The sequence below is a fragment of the Streptomyces sp. NPDC060232 genome, assembly GCF_042726555.1.
Taxonomy (GTDB): domain Bacteria; phylum Actinomycetota; class Actinomycetes; order Streptomycetales; family Streptomycetaceae; genus Streptomyces.
Genome location: NZ_JBHXAG010000003.1, coordinates 424,574 through 442,133, shown reverse-complemented (window position 1 = coordinate 442,133; position 17,560 = coordinate 424,574). Strand labels below are relative to the sequence as shown.

Genomic DNA, 17,560 nt, shown 5'->3' with positions numbered 1-17,560 from the left:
GGCCGCGGCCCTCCGGCCCGGCCCCCATCTCTTGTCTCGTTCCTCTTGTTTCGTTGCCTTTTTCGTTCCCGTGGGGGGATCTGTCCATATGGGCGCTTCTTTGCGCGCCGTGCGCGCGCTCGTCCTGCTCGCAGGCTTCTACCTGCTCGGTGTGTTCCTGCTGGCCGCCCTCGGCGGCATCGACTACGCCGTCGTCACCACACTGCACGGCCCGATCGTGGGCAAGCTGATCCTCGCCTCCTTGGTCCTCACGGTCCCGATCGTGCGCGGCATGTTCATGCTGCGCACCCCCAAGGGCGAGCCCCTGCCGGGCGTCACCGTGAGCGAGGCGCGGGAGCCCGAGCTGTGGGCGGTCGTGCGCGACGTCGCACGACAGGTCGGCACCCGTGCCCCCGACGAGATCGTGCTGATCGACGAGGTGAACGCGGCCGTCGCCGAGGACGCGAAGCTGCTGGGCCTGCGGCCCGGCACCCGCCGCCTCTACCTCGGCCTGCCCCTGATGACGGGCCTGGACGAGATGCAGCTGCGCGCCGTGCTCGCCCACGAGATGGGCCACTACGCCAACTTCGACACCCGTCTGACCCCGCTGATCGCCCGCGGCCGCGCCCAGCTGATCCGCACCATCGGATACTTCCACGACCGGGCCGACAAGAAGGTCGCCAAGGAGCGCGCCAAGCAGGAGCGCAGGGACGAGAAGCGGGTCGCCAAGGGCAAGAAGGCCAAGGGCGTCGACACCGCGGGCGAGGGCGCCATGTACCGCGCCATGGCCAAGGTGTACATCGCGTACGGCGACTTCTACATGCGTGCCACCCGCACCGCCTCCCGCCGCCAGGAGCTCGCCGCCGACCTCGCCTCGGTGCGTGTCGCCGGCCGCGACTCCGCCGCGTCCGCGCTGCGCGAGATCAACGCCCTGGACTCCGCGCACGACTTCTACATGAGCTCCTACGCCACCCTCGGCGTCGGCGCCGGCCTGCTGCCCCGCCCCGGCGAGGTCTTCGGCGGGCTGCGCAAGCTGCTCGACGCCCGCGCGGAGGACCTGGACGGCCTGCGCCGGGAGCTGTCGACCGAGCCCGCCTCCCCGTACGACTCCCACCCGCCGCTCGCCGAGCGCGTCGCCCGTATCGAGGCCCTGCCCGACGACGGCCGCGCCCGGCAGAGCGCCCGTCCCGCCCTGGAGCTGCTGTCCGACGCGGGCGCCGCGCTGGCCGCGCTGGAGCAGGTCGTCCTCACCCCGGAGGCCCTCGCGCTCAAGCGGGTCGACTGGGACGACCTCGTCCACGAGTCGATGACGCAGTACGTCGGCCAGGGCGCGGAGGAGATCCGCGAGGCCTTCGCCGCCGAGGGCGCCGGCCCGGGGCTGCCCGCCCTGCTCGACGCGGTCGACGCCGACCCCGCGGTGCTCTGGCGTACCGCCGACCGCTTCCCGAAGTCGCAGGAGGCGGCGGCCGCCACGGGCCGCACGGCCCGCGAGTTCGCCCGCCCGGTCGTCCGGCGCGCCCTGAACCAGCTGGTCACCGTGGAGCTGACGGGCCGCGGCGCCGCCCGCTGGCAGCTGTCCTGGTCCGACTCGGCCTCCCTGCGCTACCCGGCCGACGGCTTCGAGGAGGAGCTGCGGTCCGCCCTGGACGCGGTCGTCGCCGACCTGCCCGACACCGAACCCCTGCGAAAGCTGGTGCTTGCCCCGTGATCGGTCTCTACATCCTGGGCGCCATGCTGCTGTTCGGCGCCTTCAAGGTCCTGCGCGGCGTCTACTACATCCGCAAGGCGAAGCGGCTGGAGGCGGAAGCCGCCGGCATCGAGGCACGCACCGACGCCCTGAACGCCGAGACGGCCGGCATCAAGGCCGAGCGGAAGGCGCGGCAGGCCGCCGCGGTCGTCGCGCTGGGCTTCGTGGCGGAGGAGGACCTCGACACCGAGAACGCGCTGCCCGTCCCGCCGGAGCGCAAGGCGGCGCTCGACGCGGTGCGCGCCGGCGACTGGGAGGCGGGAGCCGCCTACGTCGAGGGGTGCGGCACGGACTGGGAGGAGCGCTGGCAGCGCGTCCGCGCCCTGGCCGAAGTGGCGGCCGAGGACGACTCCTGGCTGCTGGCCTGGCGTGCGGCCCGTCCCGCCGACGCGACGGCGGCGCTGGTCAACGCCGACACGAGCATCGCGGTGGCGTGGAACGTGCGCGGCGACCAGACCGCCGACCGCACCACGCAGGAGCAGTTCCGGATCTTCCACCAGCTGCTGTCCAAGGCGCAGGCGGACGCGCACGAGGCCCAGCGGCTGGCCGATCCCGCGGACCCGGTCCCGTACATGGTGGAGCAGCCCCTCGCGCAGGGCCTGGGCTATACGCACGAGCGGTACGGCGAGCTGTGGGCGCAGATCACGCGCCGCGACCCCAAGGTGCTGACGGCGCACACCAGCGCCCTGCAGTACTGGTGCGCCAAGTGGCGGGGCTCGCACGAGCTGGCGCTCGCCTTCGCGCGCGAGTCGGCCGCCTCGGGCAAGCCGGGTGAACTGCTGTCCCTGCTGCCGCTGGCGGCGTATGTGGAGCAGGAACTGCGCGAGCCGGACCTCAGGCCGGAGACCTTCTTCAAGGAGCCGGAGGTCGTCGCGGCGGTGGAGGCGGCCCTGGTGGACCTGGCGGCGGCCGACCCGGACGACTGGCGGGCGATCCGGCTGCGGCACGTGCTCGCCTACTTCCTGTTCTGGCAGGACCGGGACGCGGAGGCGGTCGAGCAGTTCCGGCACATCGACGGGTACATCGGGGCGATGCCCTGGTACTACGCGCCGAGGTCCCGGTACGTGTACGCGCGGGACTGGGCGGTGCGCGAGGTCACGCCGGGCCTGTGAGGCACGCGGGCGGGCGGGTCGGGGAATCCCGGCCCGCCCGCCCGGCGTTGTCCCTTCCACAAGGAGGGAATCCATGTTCTCGTACCGCCGTACTCCCGAGCTCCCCACCCGCGAGGAGGCCCTGACGGGCCGCGCGGAGCCGCTGTTCGATCTTCCCGAGAAGCACACCGTGCTGGGCAACCCGCTGGCCGGCCCGTATCCGGCCCACCTGGAGGTCGCAGACTTCGGCCTGGGCTGTTTCTGGGGCGCGGAGCGCACGTTCTGGCAGACCCCGGGGGTGTGGACCACGCTGGCCGGCTACCAGGGCGGTTTCACCGAGAATCCGACGTACGAGGAGGTCTGCTCGGGCCTGACGGGCCACGCGGAGGTCGTCCGCGTGGTCTTCGATCCCGCGCAGGTGTCCTACGCGGCCCTGCTGAAGCTGTTCTGGGAGTCCCACGACCCCACCCAGGGCTTCCGCCAGGGCAACGACGTCGGCACGCAGTACCGCTCGGCGGTCTACACCCACTCCCCCGCCCAGCAGGCGACGGCGGAGGCCTCCCGCGCGGCCTACCAGCAGGTGCTGGCCGACTCGGGCTACGGCCAGATCACCACGGCCGTCCTCCCGGCGGCGGACCGCCCCTTCTGGCCGGCGGAGGCACCCCACCAGCAGTACCTGGACAAGAACCCGGGCGGCTACTGCGGCATCGGCGGCACGGGCGTGTCCTGTCCGATCGGCGTGGCCGCGGCCCCCGGCGAGTGACTCCCGCTCACGAGCGGCTCGCCCCGGGCGGGATCGGGCCGGGCGCCGGGGGACGGGGGACGGGGGACGGGGGTCAGATCGTCGAGGTGTCGATCACGAAGCGGTAGCGGACGTCGCCGGCCAGGACGCGGGCGTAGGCCTCGTTGATCCGGTCGGCCGCGATCAGTTCGATCTCCGAGCCCAGGCCGTGCTCCGCGCAGAAGTCCAGCATCTCCTGGGTCTCGGCGATCCCGCCGATCATCGATCCGGCGAGGGTCTTGCGGCCGCCGATGACGGAGAAGAGGTTGAGCGAGACCGGCTCCTCCGGCGCGCCCACGTTCACGAACGCGCCGTCGACCTTCAGCAGGCCCAGGTACTTGTCGAGGCCGAGCGGGGCCGAGACGGTGGACAGGATGAGGTCGAAGGTCCCGGCGAGCGTCTCGAAGGTGGCATCGTCGCCGGTGGCGTGGAAGTGGGTGGCGCCCAGTCGGCGGCCGTCGGCCTCCTTGCGGAGCGTCTGCGACAGCACGGTGACCTCCGCGCCCATCGCGTGCGCCATCTTCACGCCCATGTGGCCCAGGCCCCCGAGGCCGACGACCGCGACCTTCCGGCCCGGCCCGGCCTGCCAGTGCCTCAGCGGCGAGTACAGGGTGATGCCGGCGCACAGCAGCGGGGCCGCCTCGTCCAGGGCGAGGCCGTCGGGGATGCGGACGGTGTAGTTCTCGTCGACGACCAGATGCGTCGAGTAGCCGCCGTACGTGGGCTCTCCGCCCCGGTCGAGGGCGTTGTAGGTGCCGGTCATGCCCTGTACGCAGTACTGCTCCTGGCCGCTGCGGCAGTACGCGCACTCGCGGCAGGAATCGACCATGCAGCCCACGCCCACCCGGTCCCCGACGGTGAACCGGGTGACGTCCGCGCCGACTTCGGTGACGATCCCGGCGATCTCGTGGCCGGGGACCATGGGGTAGATGCCCTCTCCCCATCCGTCGCGCGCCTGGTGGATGTCGGAGTGGCAGATGCCCGCGTACCTGATGTCGACGAGGACGTCGTGGGGGCCCACGGGGCGGCGCGGGACGGTGGTGCGCTCCAGCGGGGCGCCCGCGGCGGGGGCGGCGTACGCGGCGACCCGCGTGAGGGGCCCGGAGGGAGTGGACGGCGTGGAGGCGGTGGACGGCGTGGAGGCGGTGGTGGCGGACATGCGGTGCTCCTCGAAGGGGTGGTGGCTGCGGTGCGCACCACGCTGCCCTGCCGTCCGGCCGGTACCCAGCCCCCTGCGTTTCCTAGGACCGGCGAGCCTACTACTGGCGGGGTCAGGCTGAGGTCCTGCGGCCGGCACCGCGCCCGGCGATACTGGGCGGCATGGACCAGCTTGATCAGCGAGCGTGCCTGGGCGAGTTCCTGCGCTCCCGCCGCGCACGGCTGCGCCCGGAGGACGTGGGCATGACGGACTACGGGCGCCGGCGGCGCGTGCCGGGCCTGCGCCGGGAGGAACTGGCCCAGCTGGCAGGGGTGTCGGTCGCGTACTACACGCGGCTGGAGCAGCGCGACGGGATCAACGTGTCGGCGGAGGTGCTCGACGCCATCGCGCGGGCCCTGCGGCTCGACGGGACCGAACGGGCGCACCTGATGGACCTGGCGCGGCCGAAGGCGCGCAGGCGCCGCCAGAGCCGGCGGCCGCAGCAGGTGCGTCCGGCGCTGCGCACGCTGATGGACGCGATGGACGGCGTACCGGCCTATCTCGTGGGGCACCGTCAGGACGTCATCGGCTGGAACCGGCTGGCGGCGGCGGTGTTCGGGGACTTCGGGGCGCTGCCCGCGGCGGAGCGGAACCTGGTCCGGCTGATGTTCCTGGACCCGGCGACCGCGGAGCTGTTCGCGGAGTGGGAGTGCCAGGCGTGCTGGGTCGTCAGCAACCTGCGGCTGTACGCCGGCCAGCACCCGGACGACGAGCAGCTGTCGGCGCTGGTCGGGGAGTTGTCGGTGAAGAACGAGGAGTTCCGGCGGCTGTGGGCCGCGCACACGGTGGCGGACAAGACGCACGGGGTGAAGCTGCTGCGGCATCCGCTGGTGGGCGAGATGCGCCTGTCGTTCGAGACGCTGACGCTGCCCGACGATCCGACGCAGGCACTGGTCACGTTCCACGCGGAGCCGGGCTCGGCGTCCGAGGACGCCCTGCGCCTGCTTGACTCCTGGGACGCGCAGCGGACCGCCGGGGCCACCGGGGCCGAGCGGACCGCCGGGGCCGCCGGGCCCGCCCGCTTCCCGGATGCGGCTACAGCTTGATCTGGAAGATGCCGGCGCCGCGCTCCCGCCGGTAGCCGAGCGCCTCGTTCACCGCCCGCATCGGGCCGTTCCCGTCCGCCACCGTGGTGGCGATGCGGCGCAGCCGCGGGTGGCGGGCGGCGGCCTGCGCGACCATGTGGCGTTTCACGGCGCGTCCGAGGCCGTGCCCGCGGTGGGCGGGTACGACCACCGTGTCGTACTGCAGGGCGCTCGTGCCCTCGGGATCCGTCAGGACGATCTCGGTGTACGCCGCCACCTCGCCCTCGGGGGTCACCGCCGCGACGGTGCTCAGGTCCCCGCCACGGTCGAGGATCAGCTGCTGGAGGGTGTGCAGCCGCTGGGCGGTCCAGGTCTGGATCCGCTCGTCCATGTCTCCGGTCGGCGCGTCCTCCATGGCCGCGTGGGCGGCGGCCGCGGCGGGCGCCCACGCGTCGGGAACGAGACCGTGCCAGGTCAGCAGCTCGTAGCCGGGAGTCTGCACCGCCTGGTCCGGCGCCGCGGCCGGGATCTCCTGCGCGTACCAGGCCATCGGCAGGACGTTCTCGAAGCCCATCGCCTCCGCGAAGGCCTGGCCGGGACCGCCGAGGTCCACCATGGCCGCGACCGAGGTCCGGCCCTGCGCCAGCAGTTCCTCGCGGACCCGCTCCCACAGGGCGGTGCCGACACCCCGGCGCCGCTCCTCGGGGTGCACCGCCAGCACGTCCAGGAGCGCGGTGTGCGTGTTGCCCTCCTCGGTGAACAGGAGCAGGGCCGCCACGCCCGCGCCCTCGCCGGCCGCCCACAGTACGGGCCGGCCGCGCGCCGGCGTCACGCTCAGCCGCCCGGCGACCTCGACCCGGGAGGGCGGGGTCGGCTGCGGCAGGTCGGCGGCCGCGGCGGCGGTCAGGACCGCCAGCCAGCCGTCCACCTCGGCGTCGGACGGGGGCAGGGCGAGGGAGTGGATCATCATGGCCCCGACCTTAGAACGTGCCCGGACGCGCCGCCCCGGGGTTTTCGAACCGCCCGTCCGACGGCGTCGCCGGCCCGCCGTGCGACGACGAACGGGGCGGCGGGGAAACCGTGAGGTCTCCCCGCCGCCCCGTTCCGTTCGTACGCGTCCGCGCCGCGCCCGGCGTCAGGCGTCAGGCGTCAGGCGTCAGGCGTCAGGCGTCAGGCGTCAGGCGTCAGGCGTCAGGCGTCAGGCGGCCGAGCCGGCCTTCCAGTCGGCCCAGCTCATGTTCCAGCCGTTGAGGCCGTTGTCCGGCTTGATGGTCTTGTCCGGGGAGTTGACCACCGTGACGACGTCGCCGATGAGCGAGTTGTCGTAGAACCAGGCGGCCGGCTGGTTCGGGTCGCCCGCGCCCTTGACGTCGTTCAGGCCGACACAGCCGTGGCTGGTGTTCACACTGCCGAAGACCGAGTCCGCGCCCCAGTAGTTGCCGTGGAGGAACGTACCGGAGGTCGACAGGCGCATCGCGTGCGGGACGTCCTTGATGTCGTACTCGCCCTTGCCGTCTTCGTCCGTGAAGCCGACGGTGGCGCCGTTCATCCGGGTCTCCTTGAACTTCTCGGAGATCACCATCTGACCGTTGTAGGTCGGGTTGGCCGGGGCGCCCGCGGAGATCGGGATGGTCTTGATGACCGCGCCGTCCCGGGTGACCGTCATCTTCTTCGTCTTCACGTCGACCGTGGAGACCTGGCTGCGGCCGATCTTGAAGGTGACGGTCTTGCTCTGGACGCCCTGGACGCCGGGAGCGCCCTGGACGCCTTCCAGCGCCAGCTTCAGGGTGACGGTGGAGCCCGCCTGCCAGTACTGCTCGGGGCGGAAGTCCAGACGCTGGGCGCTGAACCAGTGGCCGACGACCTCCTGGCCGCTGCTGGAGGACACCGAGATGCCCGCCTGGACGGCCTTCTTGTCCTTGATCGCCTTGTTGAAGGTGATCGAGACCGGCATGCCGACGCCGACGGTCTGGCCCTCTTCCGGCACGAACGACGCCACGAAACTGTTCTCCGGGGAGACGGTCGTGAAGGAGGCGTTCTCGTGCGCCTCCTTGCCGTCGGCGTCCTTGGCGGTCGCCGAGAGGGCGTACTTCGTGGAGCGCTTCAGGGCGCCCTTGGGCTTCCAGCTCTTGCCGTCGGCGGCCATGTCGCCGGCCACGGCCGTGCCCTCGCTGGTCTTCAGCTCGACCTGGGTGAGTGTGCCGTCGGCGACGGTGACGTTCGCCGCGTCGTTGAGACCGACGTTGGTCGCGCCGTCCTTCGGCGTGATGGTGATCTTGGCCTTCGAGGCGTCCTTGGCCGCTGCCGCGTCCACGTCCGCCTGGGACTTGCTGGCCTCTCCGTTGCCCTTCGGGTCGCCGCCGCCCTCGTCGCTGCACGCCGAGAGCACCAGTACGCCGCCGAGCACGACGGATATGGCCGCCAGGGCCCTTCTCCGCCGCTTGCTGTCCGTCCTCACACGCCACTCCATCGTTGCCGGAAACCCCGAGACCGCCGTCCCGGGGTTGGCCCGGCAGGGGGCCAGGGCCCCCTGCCTGCTCCTGACAACGCGTTAACGGCGCCGGCCGGTTCCACATTCCGTCGGGATGTGGGCGACCACACGGTCAGGCGTTGTCGGGTTCTTGGTCGAAGTCCCCATCTTCCTCGTCGAGGTCCCACTCCATCGACTCGGGGTCGTATTCGACGGGCTCGCTGCTCCAGGAGGCCTGGGCGAGCTCCACCCCCGGGATGTCGACGACCAGGTCAGTGGGGTCGACGAGGTAGGCGAGGGCTTCCGATTCGTCTTCCCGGACGGCGGCCTCCGCATGGCTGCGCTCCTCGTCCGGCATGAACTCGTCGGCCTTGATGTGTTCGAGTGCGGCTCCGGTGAGCGCCTGGGTGTCCGGCACTTCCAGCACCAGATCCACCCGAAGCCGTACATATCGTGATGTCTCAGAAGGGTTCATACGACGGAGAGTAAGCCCGAGGATGCCCTGACTTTCCCACGACCCGCCCCTTTCCGTAGCATCACCGCACACGGCCAATTCGCTGCTGCCACAAGGGGGATCGCACCGTGTCCGCACGCCGACCGATGCTCACCGCTCTCGGAGCGACCACCCTCCTCGCCGCCCTGTGGTTCGTGCCCTCGGCGGGCGCGACCGCTCCGGAAGCGGCGGAGAGATCCTCCGGCGTACCCGTGGGCGCGAACACCCCGGAGGCGGCCGACGGGACCGCGCGCACCGGGACGATCACAGGCTCGCCCCCTTCCGCTTCCGGAGCGCGGGCGCAGTCCCTCTCGCTCGCCGACACCGGATCCGTCGACACCACCCCCTACCTCCTGGGCGGTACGTTCTGCCTCGGCGTGGGGGCCGCCTTCGTCGCCTACTCGGTACGCCGCCGCCCCGGGGCGTGATCCACGAACGGCGAGGGCCGCCCCGGGAGTGATCCCGGGGCGGCCCTCGGCCGTGCGGCAGTTCACCAGCGCCGCAGTGTCGCAGTACCGCAGTGCGGCGCCGGCGGTGCCCGCCGTCAGGCGAGCGGACCCGTCACCGGCTCCACCGCGGCGAGCAGCCCGCCGGTACGGACGAACGCGTCGGCGGCGGCCAGGTCGGGGGCGAGGAAGCGGTCCGGCCCGGGTCCCTGCACGCCCGCCGCACGGGCGGCGGCGATCGCGGCGAGGCTGGCCGGGGCGGCCGTCAGCCCGTGGCGCAGCTCGATGGCGCGGGTGGCGGCGTACAGCTCGATGGCGATGATCCGCGTCAGGTTGTCGACGGCGGTGCGCAGCTTGCGCGCGGCCGACCAGCCCATCGAGACGTGGTCCTCCTGCATGGCGGAGGAGGGGATGGAGTCGGCCGAGGCGGGCACGGCGAGCCGCTTCATCTCGCTGACCAGGGCGGCCTGCGTGTACTGGGCGATCATCAGACCGGAGTCCACGCCGGCGTCGTCCGCGAGGAAAGCCGGCAGGCCGTGGCTGCGGTTCTTGTCGAGCAGCCGGTCGGTGCGCCGCTCGGCGATGGAGCCGAGGTCGGCGGCGGCGATGGCGAGGAAGTCCAGTACGTAGGCGACGGGGGCGCCGTGGAAGTTGCCGTTGGACTCCACGCGGCCGTCGGGCAGCACCACCGGGTTGTCGACGGCGGAGGCCAGCTCGCGCGAGGCGACCAGGGCGGCGTGCGCCATGGTGTCGCGGCCCGCGCCGGCGACCTGCGGGGCGCAGCGCACGGAGTACGCGTCCTGCACGCGGGGGGCGGACTCCTCCTGGAAGTGCCCGGTCAGCCCGGAGCCCTTCAGCACGGCGGCCATGTTGGCGGCGGAGGCGCCCTGGCCGGGGTGCGGGCGGATGGCGTGCAGCTCGGGCTGGAGGACCTTCTCGGTGCCGAGCAGCGCCTCCAGGGTGAGGGCGGCGGTGATGTCGGCGGACTTGTAGAGCCTGTCGAGGTCGGCGAGGGCCATGACCAGCATGCCGAGCATGCCGTCGGTGCCGTTGAGGAGGGCCAGGCCCTCCTTCTCGCGCAGTTCGACCGGTTCGATGCCGTGCTCGGCGAGCAGTTCGCCGGCGGGGCGGACGGTGCCGTCGGGACCCTCGGCGTCGCCCTCGCCCATGAGCGCGAGCGCGCAGTGGGACAGCGGTGCGAGGTCGCCGGAGCAGCCGAGGGAGCCGTACTCGTGGACCACCGGGGTGATCCCGGCGTTGAGCACGGCGGCCATGGTCTGCGCCACGCAGGGGCGTACGCCGGTGTGGCCGGAGGCGACGGTCTTGAGCCGGAGGAACATCAGGGCGCGGACCACCTCGCGCTCGACGCGCGGGCCCATGCCGGCGGCGTGCGAGCGGACGATGTTGCGCTGGAGCTGGGCGCGCAGCTCGGGACTGATGTGCCGGGAGGCGAGGGCGCCGAACCCGGTGGACACCCCGTAGACGGGCTCGGGCTTGGCGGCCAGCGCGTCGACGATCTCGCGGGCGCGGGCGAGCGCGTCGAGCGCCTCGCCGGACAGCTCGACCCGTGCGTTGCCGCGGGCAACGGCGATGACGTCCTCGGCGGTGGTACCGGACGTCCCCACCACGACAGTGTGCATATCCATATTCAGCACCCTACGGATTGAATCGCTGTATGTCACTAGCTAGATCTGTCACGATCGCGCAGCCTCTGGACCCCTTACGGATTGACGCGCCGGGCGGCATCCGGGGAAGTGGTCACTGCCGGCCGCGGAAGCGCCGCCGCTCCCCCGGGGCCTCCTGGGCGGCGGCGTCCGCCAGCCGCACCACCGCCGTGTCCCGGCCCGCCACCACCGGCGCGGCCGAACGGGCCGCCTTCGCCTTGTACTGGGCGGCGTCCGCGAGGCGGAACAGCCGCCGGGAGGACGTGAGCGGACCGATGGGATCCCCGGTGGAGGCCACGCCGCAGGCCACGCCCTCGCCCAGCTCCAGCTCGGCGGCGCGCGTGCACAGCTCCTCGCTGACCCTCACGACGTCGTCCGCCGGCGGGCCGACCCCGACCAGGCAGAACTCGTCGCCGCCCAGGCGCGCCACCAGGGCGCCCGGCAGCATGGCCCCGCACAGGCTCAGCACCGACCCGAACCGCTCCAGCAGCCGGTCGCCCATGGCGTGCCCGAGGGTGTCGTTGACCTTCTTCAGTCCGTTCAGGTCGCAGACGACGAGACTGACGACGACACCGGTCCGCCGGTGCTCCTCCAGGGCCTCGTCGAGGCGCATGTCGACCGCCCGGCGGTTGGCGAGCCCGGTCAGCGGATCGGTGAAGGCCAGCCGCCGCGCCTCCTCCAGCCGCTCGTTCTGCGCCAGGCCGGCCGCGACCACGGCGGCGAGCACGGTGGCGAACTCCGCGTCGTCCTCGTCGAAGTCGGGCAGCCCCTCGTCCCGGGCCACGTACAGCTCGCCCCAGGCCCGCCCGCTGAGCACGACGGGCGCGACCACGCACGTACCGCGGCCCCGGCGGCGCAGGGCCTCGCCGCGCCGCCCCGGCCGGTCGCCGACGGCGCTCTCGACCCAGGCGTGCGGGCCGCCGCCGCCCACCCACCGCTCGTGCAGGAACTCGGTGACCTCGGGGAAGTCGTGCACCGGGTAGGACTCGTCCTCGGGGAACTCCTCCTCGCCGGCCCTCCGCTCCCCCTCGTTCACGAGGACGCGCAGGCATCCCCGCTCCCGCTCCCACGCGGAGATCGCGGCGAACGAGCCGTCCATCGCCAGGCGCGCGCCCCGCGCCGCCGCACGCACACTGTCGCGCGGCGTGCCCGCCGCGGCCATCGCCTGGGCGAGGCCCACCACGGCTCGCAGCCGCCCGTCAGCTCCCATCACCCCAGGTTAGGGAGTTTTGTCAGATTTTGAGACAGTTGGCGCGGGTTTTGGTGCCACCAAGATCACCAGCGGGGGCCGGCCGGGCGCACACCACGCCCGACCGGGCAACGGCCTCGGCTACTCCCCCGGCCAGTTCGGCCTGCGCTTCTCGTTGAAGGCCGCCACACCCTCCGCGCGGTCACCGGAGAAGGCGACCGTCCGCCAGGCGGCGTCCTCGATCTCCAGGCCGGCCGCCAGGTCCATCCCGTGCCCCAGCCGCAGCGCGCGCTTGGCGGCCCGCAGGCCCACCGGCGAGTTCGCGGCCATCCGCGACGCCAGGGCCAGCGCCTCGGCCGTATCCCGGCCCGCCGGGACCACGGAGTCCACCAGGCCCAGGGAGAGCGCCTCGGCGGCCTCCACCCGGCGCGCGGTGAAGATCAGCTCGGCGGCCCGCGCGGCACCCACGCGCCGCGGCAGCAGCTGCGTGCCGCCTCCGCCCGGGATCACGCCCACCGAGACCTCGGGCAGGCCGACCACCGCGGTCTCGTCGGCGACGATCACGTCGCAGGCCAGGGCCAGCTCGAAGCCGCCGCCCAGCGCGAAGCCGTGCACGGCCGCGACCGTGGGCATCGGCAGCTCCAGTACGCCCCCGTACGCCCCGCGCGTGGTCGGCCGCTGCCGCACCAGCTCGGCGTCCGACAGCGAGTTGCGCTCCTTGAGGTCGGCCCCGACGCAGAAGGCCCGCTCGGCGGTGGAGGAGAGCACGACCACCCGTACGGTGCGGTCCGCGGCCAGCGCGGCGCAGGCGGCGCCGATGGCCCGGGCCATGTCGGTGGACACCGCGTTCATGGCCTTGGGGCGGTCCAGGACCAGCTCCGCGACCCCGCCCTCGTGGCGGCGTACCGCCACGAACTCCGACTCGAACTCGGACGCCATAGGACCCTCCCGGTTAACGAACGTTACCCCGGGGATATTAGGGGGTGCCCCACCGATCGGGCCGGGCCCGTGGCGCATTGCGGTCCGGTCGTGATGTCGGTGTGCGGGGCCGGTGACGCTTGCGGCGCGTCAGCGACGCTTGCGGCGCGTCAGCGACCAGGGCTCCACGACTCCCAGGCCGCGCACCGGGCGCTGCCACATCGGCTGGAGGGCGAACCGGTAGGCCGCGCCCTCGTCGGGCTGCGTCTCCGCCTCCTTCTCCGACACCGGCGCGGCGCCGGTCCGGGAGAGCTCCTCCGCCATCGCCCCGTCCACCAGGACGGCGTCCTTGGGAGCTATGGAGGTCAGGCGGCTCGCGAGGTTCACCGTGGTCCCGAAGACATCGCCCATCCGGGTCGTCACCGTGCCGAAGGCGATCCCGACCCGGAGCTCGGGCATCTGCGGGTCCGCCTCCATCGTCTCGATGAGCCGCAGGGCGATCTCCGCCGCCGTCGCCGCGTCGTCGGCGCAGTACAGCACCTCGTCACCGAGCGTCTTGATCAGCCGTCCGCCGTACGCGGCCACCAGGTCCGCCGCGGTCGTCTCGAAGGACTCGACCAGCTCGCCGAGCTCCTCCTCCTCCAGCCGGCGCGTCAGGCGGGTGAAGCCCACCAGGTCGGCGAAGCCCACCGCGAGCCGCCGGTCGACCATCTCCTCGTCGTCCGCGACCTGCACCACGCGTCCGGTGGCCGCCGCCAGCTGGCGGCGCCACACGTACACGAGGAACTCCTCCAGCTCCGGCAGCAGCAGCTCGACCAGGGGGTACGTGACCTCCGTCCGGGTCATCCCCGGCTCCGGCGGCTCCGTGAGCCCCTCCAGGAACGAGTCGATCTGCCACTCGGCCAGCCGCGCCGTGGTCTGCCCGGTGGACCGCGCCACCTGCACCGCCATCGGCTCGGACAGCAGCCCGGCCTCCACCAGGCCGGCGAGCCGCCGCAAGGCCAGTACGTCGGCCTCCGTCAGCGCCCGGGCCTGGCCGATGTCGGCGAAGCCCATGGCCCGCCAGAAGCGGGAGGCGAGCTCCATCGACACCCCGGCGCTACGGGCGGCCTGGAACGGCGTGTACCGGCGCTCGGCGCCGAGGATCAGCTGCTCCAGGCGGATCGCGAGGGGATCCGCCGTCGGCTGCACGGTGTGGTCGACCTCGTGGTGGGGAGTGTGCTGGTCGCGCCCGATCGGGGTGCCCGGACCAGTGGGCCCGGAGGCGGACGCGCCGGAAGCAGAGTCGTCGACGGTCAAGGGCCGCCTCCTGTCCATTCCGTGCGCACTGCCCTGCCGAACCGGTTGATCACCACGAGCAGCGGGATCGCCTAAACCATACGGCAGGTGTGCCGTAGCTCACTCCCCTCCCCGGCTTCGATCCGGGCACGGCCCGCGCTCCGCACGGCGGCGCATGAGGCCGTACGCACCCGAAACGCAGCATTCTGTGCATTCCGCCGCACGCCCGGCCCCGGCCCCGTCAGTGCACGGATCGCAGGTGGACGACGTCGCCCGCCCCCACCGCCTCGTGGGTCCCTTCGGAGGTGCGGATCACCAGACGGCCATCGGTGTCGACGGCTTCGGCCGTTCCGGTGAGGGTGCGCCCGCCCGGGAGCTCCGCGCGCACATGCCGGCCGAGGGTGGCGCAGCCCGCCGCGTAGGTCTCCTGGAGGCCGCTGGCCGCCGGGTCGCCGCCGGCGGCGCGCCAGTTCCCGTACCACTCCTCCAGGGACCGCAGCACGGCCCTCAGCAGGGGGTCCCGGTCGGTCACGGTGGCCTTGGCCAGCGCCAGCGAACCGGCGGCGGGCACCGGGAGCTCCTCCTCGGTGAGTGTGACGTTCAGGCCGATCCCGACCACGACGCCGTCCGCGACCCGCTCGGCGAGGATGCCGCCGGCCTTGCGCTCCTCGCCCTCGACGCTGACCAGCAGGTCGTTGGGCCATTTGAGGGCGGTGTCCACGCCGGCGGCCCGGGACAGCCCGGTCGCGGTGGCCACACCGGCCAGCAGCGTCAGCCACCCCCACTGCTCCTGCGGGACCGCGTCGCCCGGCTTGAACAGGACGGAGAAGAACAGCCCGGACCGGGCGGGAGCCACCCAGCTCCGGTCGAGCCGGCCGCGTCCGGCGCTCTGCTCCTCGGCGACGAGGACGGCCCCCTCGGGCAGCTCCGGCGCGCGCGTGGCAAGGTCGGTATTGGTGGACCCGGTGGAGGCGACCACCTCCAGGGAGGTCCACAACCCGTCCCCGGTGACGAGGGCCCGGCGCAGCGCGGCGGCGTTGAGCGGCGGGCGCTCCAGGCTCGACCAACGACCTGCGGAGGCTCCTGCTGAGGCATCTGATGGCGTCATGCAACCCAATGTAGGTGTGTCAAACGCCGCACTGCCGAGCGCCATGCCCGCCGATACGCTACGCACCAGTAGCCAGCAGTAGTCAATCAATTGACCAGGCAGTTGACACCACGCAGGGAGCCGCGACCCCGATGTCACATCCGTCAGAGCCGATCGACATGCACACCACCGCGGGCAAGATCGCGGATCTGCAGCGCCGCATCGACGAAGCCACCCACGCCGGTTCCGCCCGTGCCGTGGAGAAGCAGCACGCCAAGGGCAAGCTGACGGCGCGTGAGCGGGTTGCCCTACTGCTGGACGAGGGATCCTTCGTCGAGCTGGACGAGTTCGCCCGGCACCGCTCCACCAATTTCGGGCTGGAGAAGACCCGGCCCTACGGCGACGGCGTCGTCACCGGCTACGGCACGGTCGACGGCCGCCCCGTCGCCGTGTTCTCGCAGGACTTCACCGTCTTCGGCGGGGCCCTCGGCGAGACCTTCGGCCAGAAGATCATGAAGGTCATGGACTTCGCGCTGAAGACCGGCTGCCCGCTCGTCGGCATCAACGACTCCGGCGGCGCCCGCATCCAGGAGGGCGTCAGCGCGCTGGGCATGTACGGCGAGATCTTCCGCCGCAACGTCCACGCCTCGGGCGTGATCCCGCAGATCAGCCTGGTTGTCGGCCCCTGCGCCGGCGGCGCCGTGTACTCGCCCGCGATCACCGACTTCACGGTGATGGTCGACCAGACCTCGCACATGTTCATCACCGGCCCGGACGTCATCAAGACGGTCACCGGCGAGGACGTCGGCTTCGAGGAGCTGGGCGGTGCGCGTACGCACAACAGCACGTCCGGCGTAGCGCACCACATGGCGGGTGACGAGAAGGACGCCATCGAGTACGTGAAGTCGCTCCTGTCCTACCTCCCGTCGAACAACCTCTCCGAGCCCCCCGCGTTCCCGGAGGAGGCCGACACCGAGGTCTCCGACACCGACCGCGAGCTCGACGTGCTGATCCCGGACAGCGCGAACCAGCCGTACGACATGCACACCGTGATCGAGCACGTACTGGACGACGCGGAGTTCCTGGAGACGCAGTCGCTCTTCGCGCCGAACATCCTGACCGGTTTCGGCCGGGTCGAGGGCCACCCGGTGGGCGTCGTCGCCAACCAGCCGATGCAGTTCGCCGGCTGCCTGGACATCGACGCCTCCGAGAAGGCGGCCCGCTTCGTGCGGACCTGCGACGCCTTCAACATCCCGGTTCTGACGTTCGTGGACGTTCCGGGCTTCCTCCCGGGCACCGACCAGGAGTACAACGGAATCATCCGGCGCGGCGCCAAGCTGATCTACGCGTACGCCGAGGCCACCGTCCCCCTGATCACCGTCATCACCCGCAAGGCCTTCGGCGGCGCCTACGACGTCATGGGCTCCAAGCACCTCGGCGCGGACCTGAACCTGGCCTGGCCGACCGCGCAGATCGCCGTGATGGGCGCGCAGGGCGCGGTGAACATCCTGCACCGCCGCACGCTCGCCGAGGCCGCTCCCGAGGAGGTGGAGGAGACCCGGACCCGGCTCATCGCCGAGTACGAGGACGCGCTGCTCAACCCGTACACGGCGGCCGAGCGCGGCTACATCGACGCGGTGGCCATGCCGTCCGAGACCCGCGCGCACGTGGTGAAGGGGCTGCGGCAGCTGCGCACCAAGCGGGAGTCCCTGCCGCCGAAGAAGCACGGCAACATCCCCCTCTAGTCCCTCCAGGAGGTCACCGTGGTGATCAAGGTCGTCAAGGGCAATCCGACCCCGGAGGAGCTGGCCGCCGCACTGGCGGTGGTCCAAGCGCGCGCGGCGCTGCTGGCCTCGTCGCAGCCGTCGGGCGCCCCGCAGGTCACGGACGAGTGGTCGACGCCGGCCCGGGTGGCACGGCGGCGGCTGCCGCAGCCGGGGCCGCGGGCCTGGGGCCGTACGTACTGGCCCGGGTAGCCGGCATGTGGTGAACGCGGGACGGCGCCTGAGTACCCGTACTCAGGCGCCGGACCCGCCCCCGGGGCCAGGATCGGAACATGCTCTGGTCCGACCCGAAGAACGAGCCGCCCAAGGACATGCGCGACGCGCAGGCGATGATCCGGCGGCTCACCGTGGTGCTCGCCCTCGCCATGCTCGTGGTGGTCTACGTCCTCGGCGTGAGCCACTTCTGAGCC

The 17,560-nt window shown here is 72.6% G+C and carries 17 protein-coding genes; 8 read left to right on the top strand and 9 right to left on the bottom strand.

Annotated elements, in window-relative coordinates:
• Positions 1–88: 88 nt before the first annotated feature.
• From ACFWFZ_RS08275 to msrA, 3 genes are all read left to right on the top strand, one after another.
• Entirely contained in the window at positions 89–1,687 is a 1,599-nt protein-coding gene (locus ACFWFZ_RS08275) for a M48 family metallopeptidase (RefSeq protein ID WP_387118318.1), read from the top strand.
• Positions 1,684–2,838 carry a hypothetical protein gene (locus ACFWFZ_RS08270; protein WP_387118315.1) on the top strand — a complete coding sequence of 385 codons (1,155 nt, stop codon included), beginning with the start codon at positions 1,684–1,686 and terminating at the stop codon, positions 2,836–2,838. Before ACFWFZ_RS08275 ends, ACFWFZ_RS08270 begins: the two co-directional genes overlap by 4 nt.
• A 73-nt stretch (positions 2,839–2,911) precedes the next feature.
• Positions 2,912–3,580: a peptide-methionine (S)-S-oxide reductase MsrA gene (gene msrA, locus ACFWFZ_RS08265; protein ID WP_387118312.1), complete on the top strand. Its 669-nt coding sequence runs from the start codon at positions 2,912–2,914 to the stop codon at positions 3,578–3,580.
• Between the two features lie 73 nt (positions 3,581–3,653).
• Here msrA and ACFWFZ_RS08260 read toward each other — a convergent pair whose 3' ends face one another.
• On the bottom strand, positions 3,654–4,757 hold the full coding sequence (locus ACFWFZ_RS08260; RefSeq protein ID WP_387118309.1) for an NAD(P)-dependent alcohol dehydrogenase: 1,104 nt from the start codon (positions 4,755–4,757) through the stop codon (positions 3,654–3,656).
• 161 nt (positions 4,758–4,918) lie between these two features.
• Between ACFWFZ_RS08260 and ACFWFZ_RS08255 the strand changes: the two genes are divergently transcribed.
• Entirely contained in the window at positions 4,919–5,842 is a 924-nt protein-coding gene (locus ACFWFZ_RS08255) for a helix-turn-helix transcriptional regulator (protein WP_387118306.1), read from the top strand.
• Here ACFWFZ_RS08255 and ACFWFZ_RS08250 read toward each other — a convergent pair.
• The 3 genes from ACFWFZ_RS08250 to ACFWFZ_RS08240 all read right to left on the bottom strand — a co-directional run bounded on the left by ACFWFZ_RS08250 (position 5,832) and on the right by ACFWFZ_RS08240 (position 8,718).
• Positions 5,832–6,791, bottom strand: a complete 960-nt coding sequence (locus ACFWFZ_RS08250) for a GNAT family N-acetyltransferase (protein ID WP_387118303.1) — start codon at positions 6,789–6,791, stop codon at positions 5,832–5,834. The genes ACFWFZ_RS08255 and ACFWFZ_RS08250 overlap by 11 nt on opposite strands.
• Positions 6,792–7,019: 228 nt before the next feature.
• Entirely contained in the window at positions 7,020–8,291 is a 1,272-nt protein-coding gene (locus ACFWFZ_RS08245) for an Ig-like domain-containing protein (RefSeq protein WP_387118300.1), read from the bottom strand.
• A 133-nt stretch (positions 8,292–8,424) separates the two neighbouring features.
• Positions 8,425–8,718, bottom strand: a complete 294-nt coding sequence (locus tag ACFWFZ_RS08240) for a hypothetical protein (protein WP_387118297.1) — start codon at positions 8,716–8,718, stop codon at positions 8,425–8,427.
• A 155-nt stretch (positions 8,719–8,873) separates the two neighbouring features.
• Between ACFWFZ_RS08240 and ACFWFZ_RS08235 the strand changes: the two genes are divergently transcribed.
• Entirely contained in the window at positions 8,874–9,212 is a 339-nt protein-coding gene (locus ACFWFZ_RS08235) for a hypothetical protein (protein WP_387118294.1), read from the top strand.
• A 116-nt stretch (positions 9,213–9,328) separates the two neighbouring features.
• Here the strand turns inward: ACFWFZ_RS08235 and hutH are convergent, their stop codons facing one another.
• The 5 genes from hutH to ACFWFZ_RS08210 form a co-directional block, all read right to left on the bottom strand.
• Positions 9,329–10,870 (bottom strand): histidine ammonia-lyase, encoded by a 1,542-nt coding sequence (hutH, locus tag ACFWFZ_RS08230; protein WP_387118424.1) that lies wholly within the window; start codon positions 10,868–10,870, stop codon positions 9,329–9,331.
• A gap of 118 nt (positions 10,871–10,988) precedes the next feature.
• Entirely contained in the window at positions 10,989–12,104 is a 1,116-nt protein-coding gene (locus ACFWFZ_RS08225; RefSeq protein ID WP_387118291.1) for a diguanylate cyclase domain-containing protein, read from the bottom strand.
• Positions 12,105–12,224: 120 nt separating this feature from the next.
• Positions 12,225–13,022: an enoyl-CoA hydratase/isomerase family protein gene (locus ACFWFZ_RS08220; protein WP_387118288.1), complete on the bottom strand. Its 798-nt coding sequence runs from the start codon at positions 13,020–13,022 to the stop codon at positions 12,225–12,227.
• Between the two features lie 129 nt (positions 13,023–13,151).
• A complete protein-coding gene (locus ACFWFZ_RS08215) occupies positions 13,152–14,300 on the bottom strand; it encodes an adenylate/guanylate cyclase domain-containing protein (RefSeq protein ID WP_387118285.1) in 1,149 nt (382 codons plus the stop codon).
• Positions 14,301–14,520: 220 nt separating this feature from the next.
• Positions 14,521–15,387, bottom strand: a complete 867-nt coding sequence (locus tag ACFWFZ_RS08210) for a biotin--[acetyl-CoA-carboxylase] ligase (protein ID WP_387118282.1) — start codon at positions 15,385–15,387, stop codon at positions 14,521–14,523.
• 131 nt (positions 15,388–15,518) lie between these two features.
• Between ACFWFZ_RS08210 and ACFWFZ_RS08205 the strand changes: the two genes are divergently transcribed.
• The 3 genes from ACFWFZ_RS08205 (at position 15,519) to mmpB (ending at position 17,557) form a co-directional block, all read left to right on the top strand.
• On the top strand, positions 15,519–17,111 hold the full coding sequence (locus ACFWFZ_RS08205; protein WP_356812472.1) for an acyl-CoA carboxylase subunit beta: 1,593 nt from the start codon (positions 15,519–15,521) through the stop codon (positions 17,109–17,111).
• Positions 17,112–17,129: 18 nt separating this feature from the next.
• Positions 17,130–17,342, top strand: a complete 213-nt coding sequence (locus ACFWFZ_RS08200; protein ID WP_030028528.1) for an acyl-CoA carboxylase epsilon subunit — start codon at positions 17,130–17,132, stop codon at positions 17,340–17,342.
• Positions 17,343–17,422: 80 nt separating this feature from the next.
• Positions 17,423–17,557, top strand: a complete 135-nt coding sequence (gene mmpB / locus ACFWFZ_RS08195) for a morphogenic membrane protein MmpB (RefSeq protein ID WP_257856429.1) — start codon at positions 17,423–17,425, stop codon at positions 17,555–17,557.
• Positions 17,558–17,560: the final 3 nt, after the last annotated feature.

Excerpts from the sequence above, each read along its gene's own strand:
- ACFWFZ_RS08275 (WP_387118318.1), top strand. The coding sequence starts at position 89 with ATGGGCGCTTCTTTGCGCGCCGTGCGCGCGCTCGTCCTGCTCGCAGGC.
- msrA (WP_387118312.1), top strand. The coding sequence starts at position 2,912 with ATGTTCTCGTACCGCCGTACTCCCGAGCTCCCCACCCGCGAGGAGGCC.
- ACFWFZ_RS08260 (WP_387118309.1), bottom strand. The coding sequence starts at position 4,757 with ATGTCCGCCACCACCGCCTCCACGCCGTCCACCGCCTCCACGCCGTCC.
- ACFWFZ_RS08255 (WP_387118306.1), top strand. The coding sequence starts at position 4,919 with ATGGACCAGCTTGATCAGCGAGCGTGCCTGGGCGAGTTCCTGCGCTCC.
- ACFWFZ_RS08250 (WP_387118303.1), bottom strand. The coding sequence starts at position 6,791 with ATGATGATCCACTCCCTCGCCCTGCCCCCGTCCGACGCCGAGGTGGAC.
- ACFWFZ_RS08245 (WP_387118300.1), bottom strand. The coding sequence starts at position 8,291 with ATGGAGTGGCGTGTGAGGACGGACAGCAAGCGGCGGAGAAGGGCCCTG.
- hutH (WP_387118424.1), bottom strand. The coding sequence starts at position 10,870 with ATGCACACTGTCGTGGTGGGGACGTCCGGTACCACCGCCGAGGACGTC.
- ACFWFZ_RS08225 (WP_387118291.1), bottom strand. The coding sequence starts at position 12,104 with ATGGGAGCTGACGGGCGGCTGCGAGCCGTGGTGGGCCTCGCCCAGGCG.
- ACFWFZ_RS08220 (WP_387118288.1), bottom strand. The coding sequence starts at position 13,022 with ATGGCGTCCGAGTTCGAGTCGGAGTTCGTGGCGGTACGCCGCCACGAG.
- ACFWFZ_RS08210 (WP_387118282.1), bottom strand. The coding sequence starts at position 15,387 with ATGACGCCATCAGATGCCTCAGCAGGAGCCTCCGCAGGTCGTTGGTCG.
- ACFWFZ_RS08205 (WP_356812472.1), top strand. The coding sequence starts at position 15,519 with ATGTCACATCCGTCAGAGCCGATCGACATGCACACCACCGCGGGCAAG.
- mmpB (WP_257856429.1), top strand. The coding sequence starts at position 17,423 with ATGCTCTGGTCCGACCCGAAGAACGAGCCGCCCAAGGACATGCGCGAC.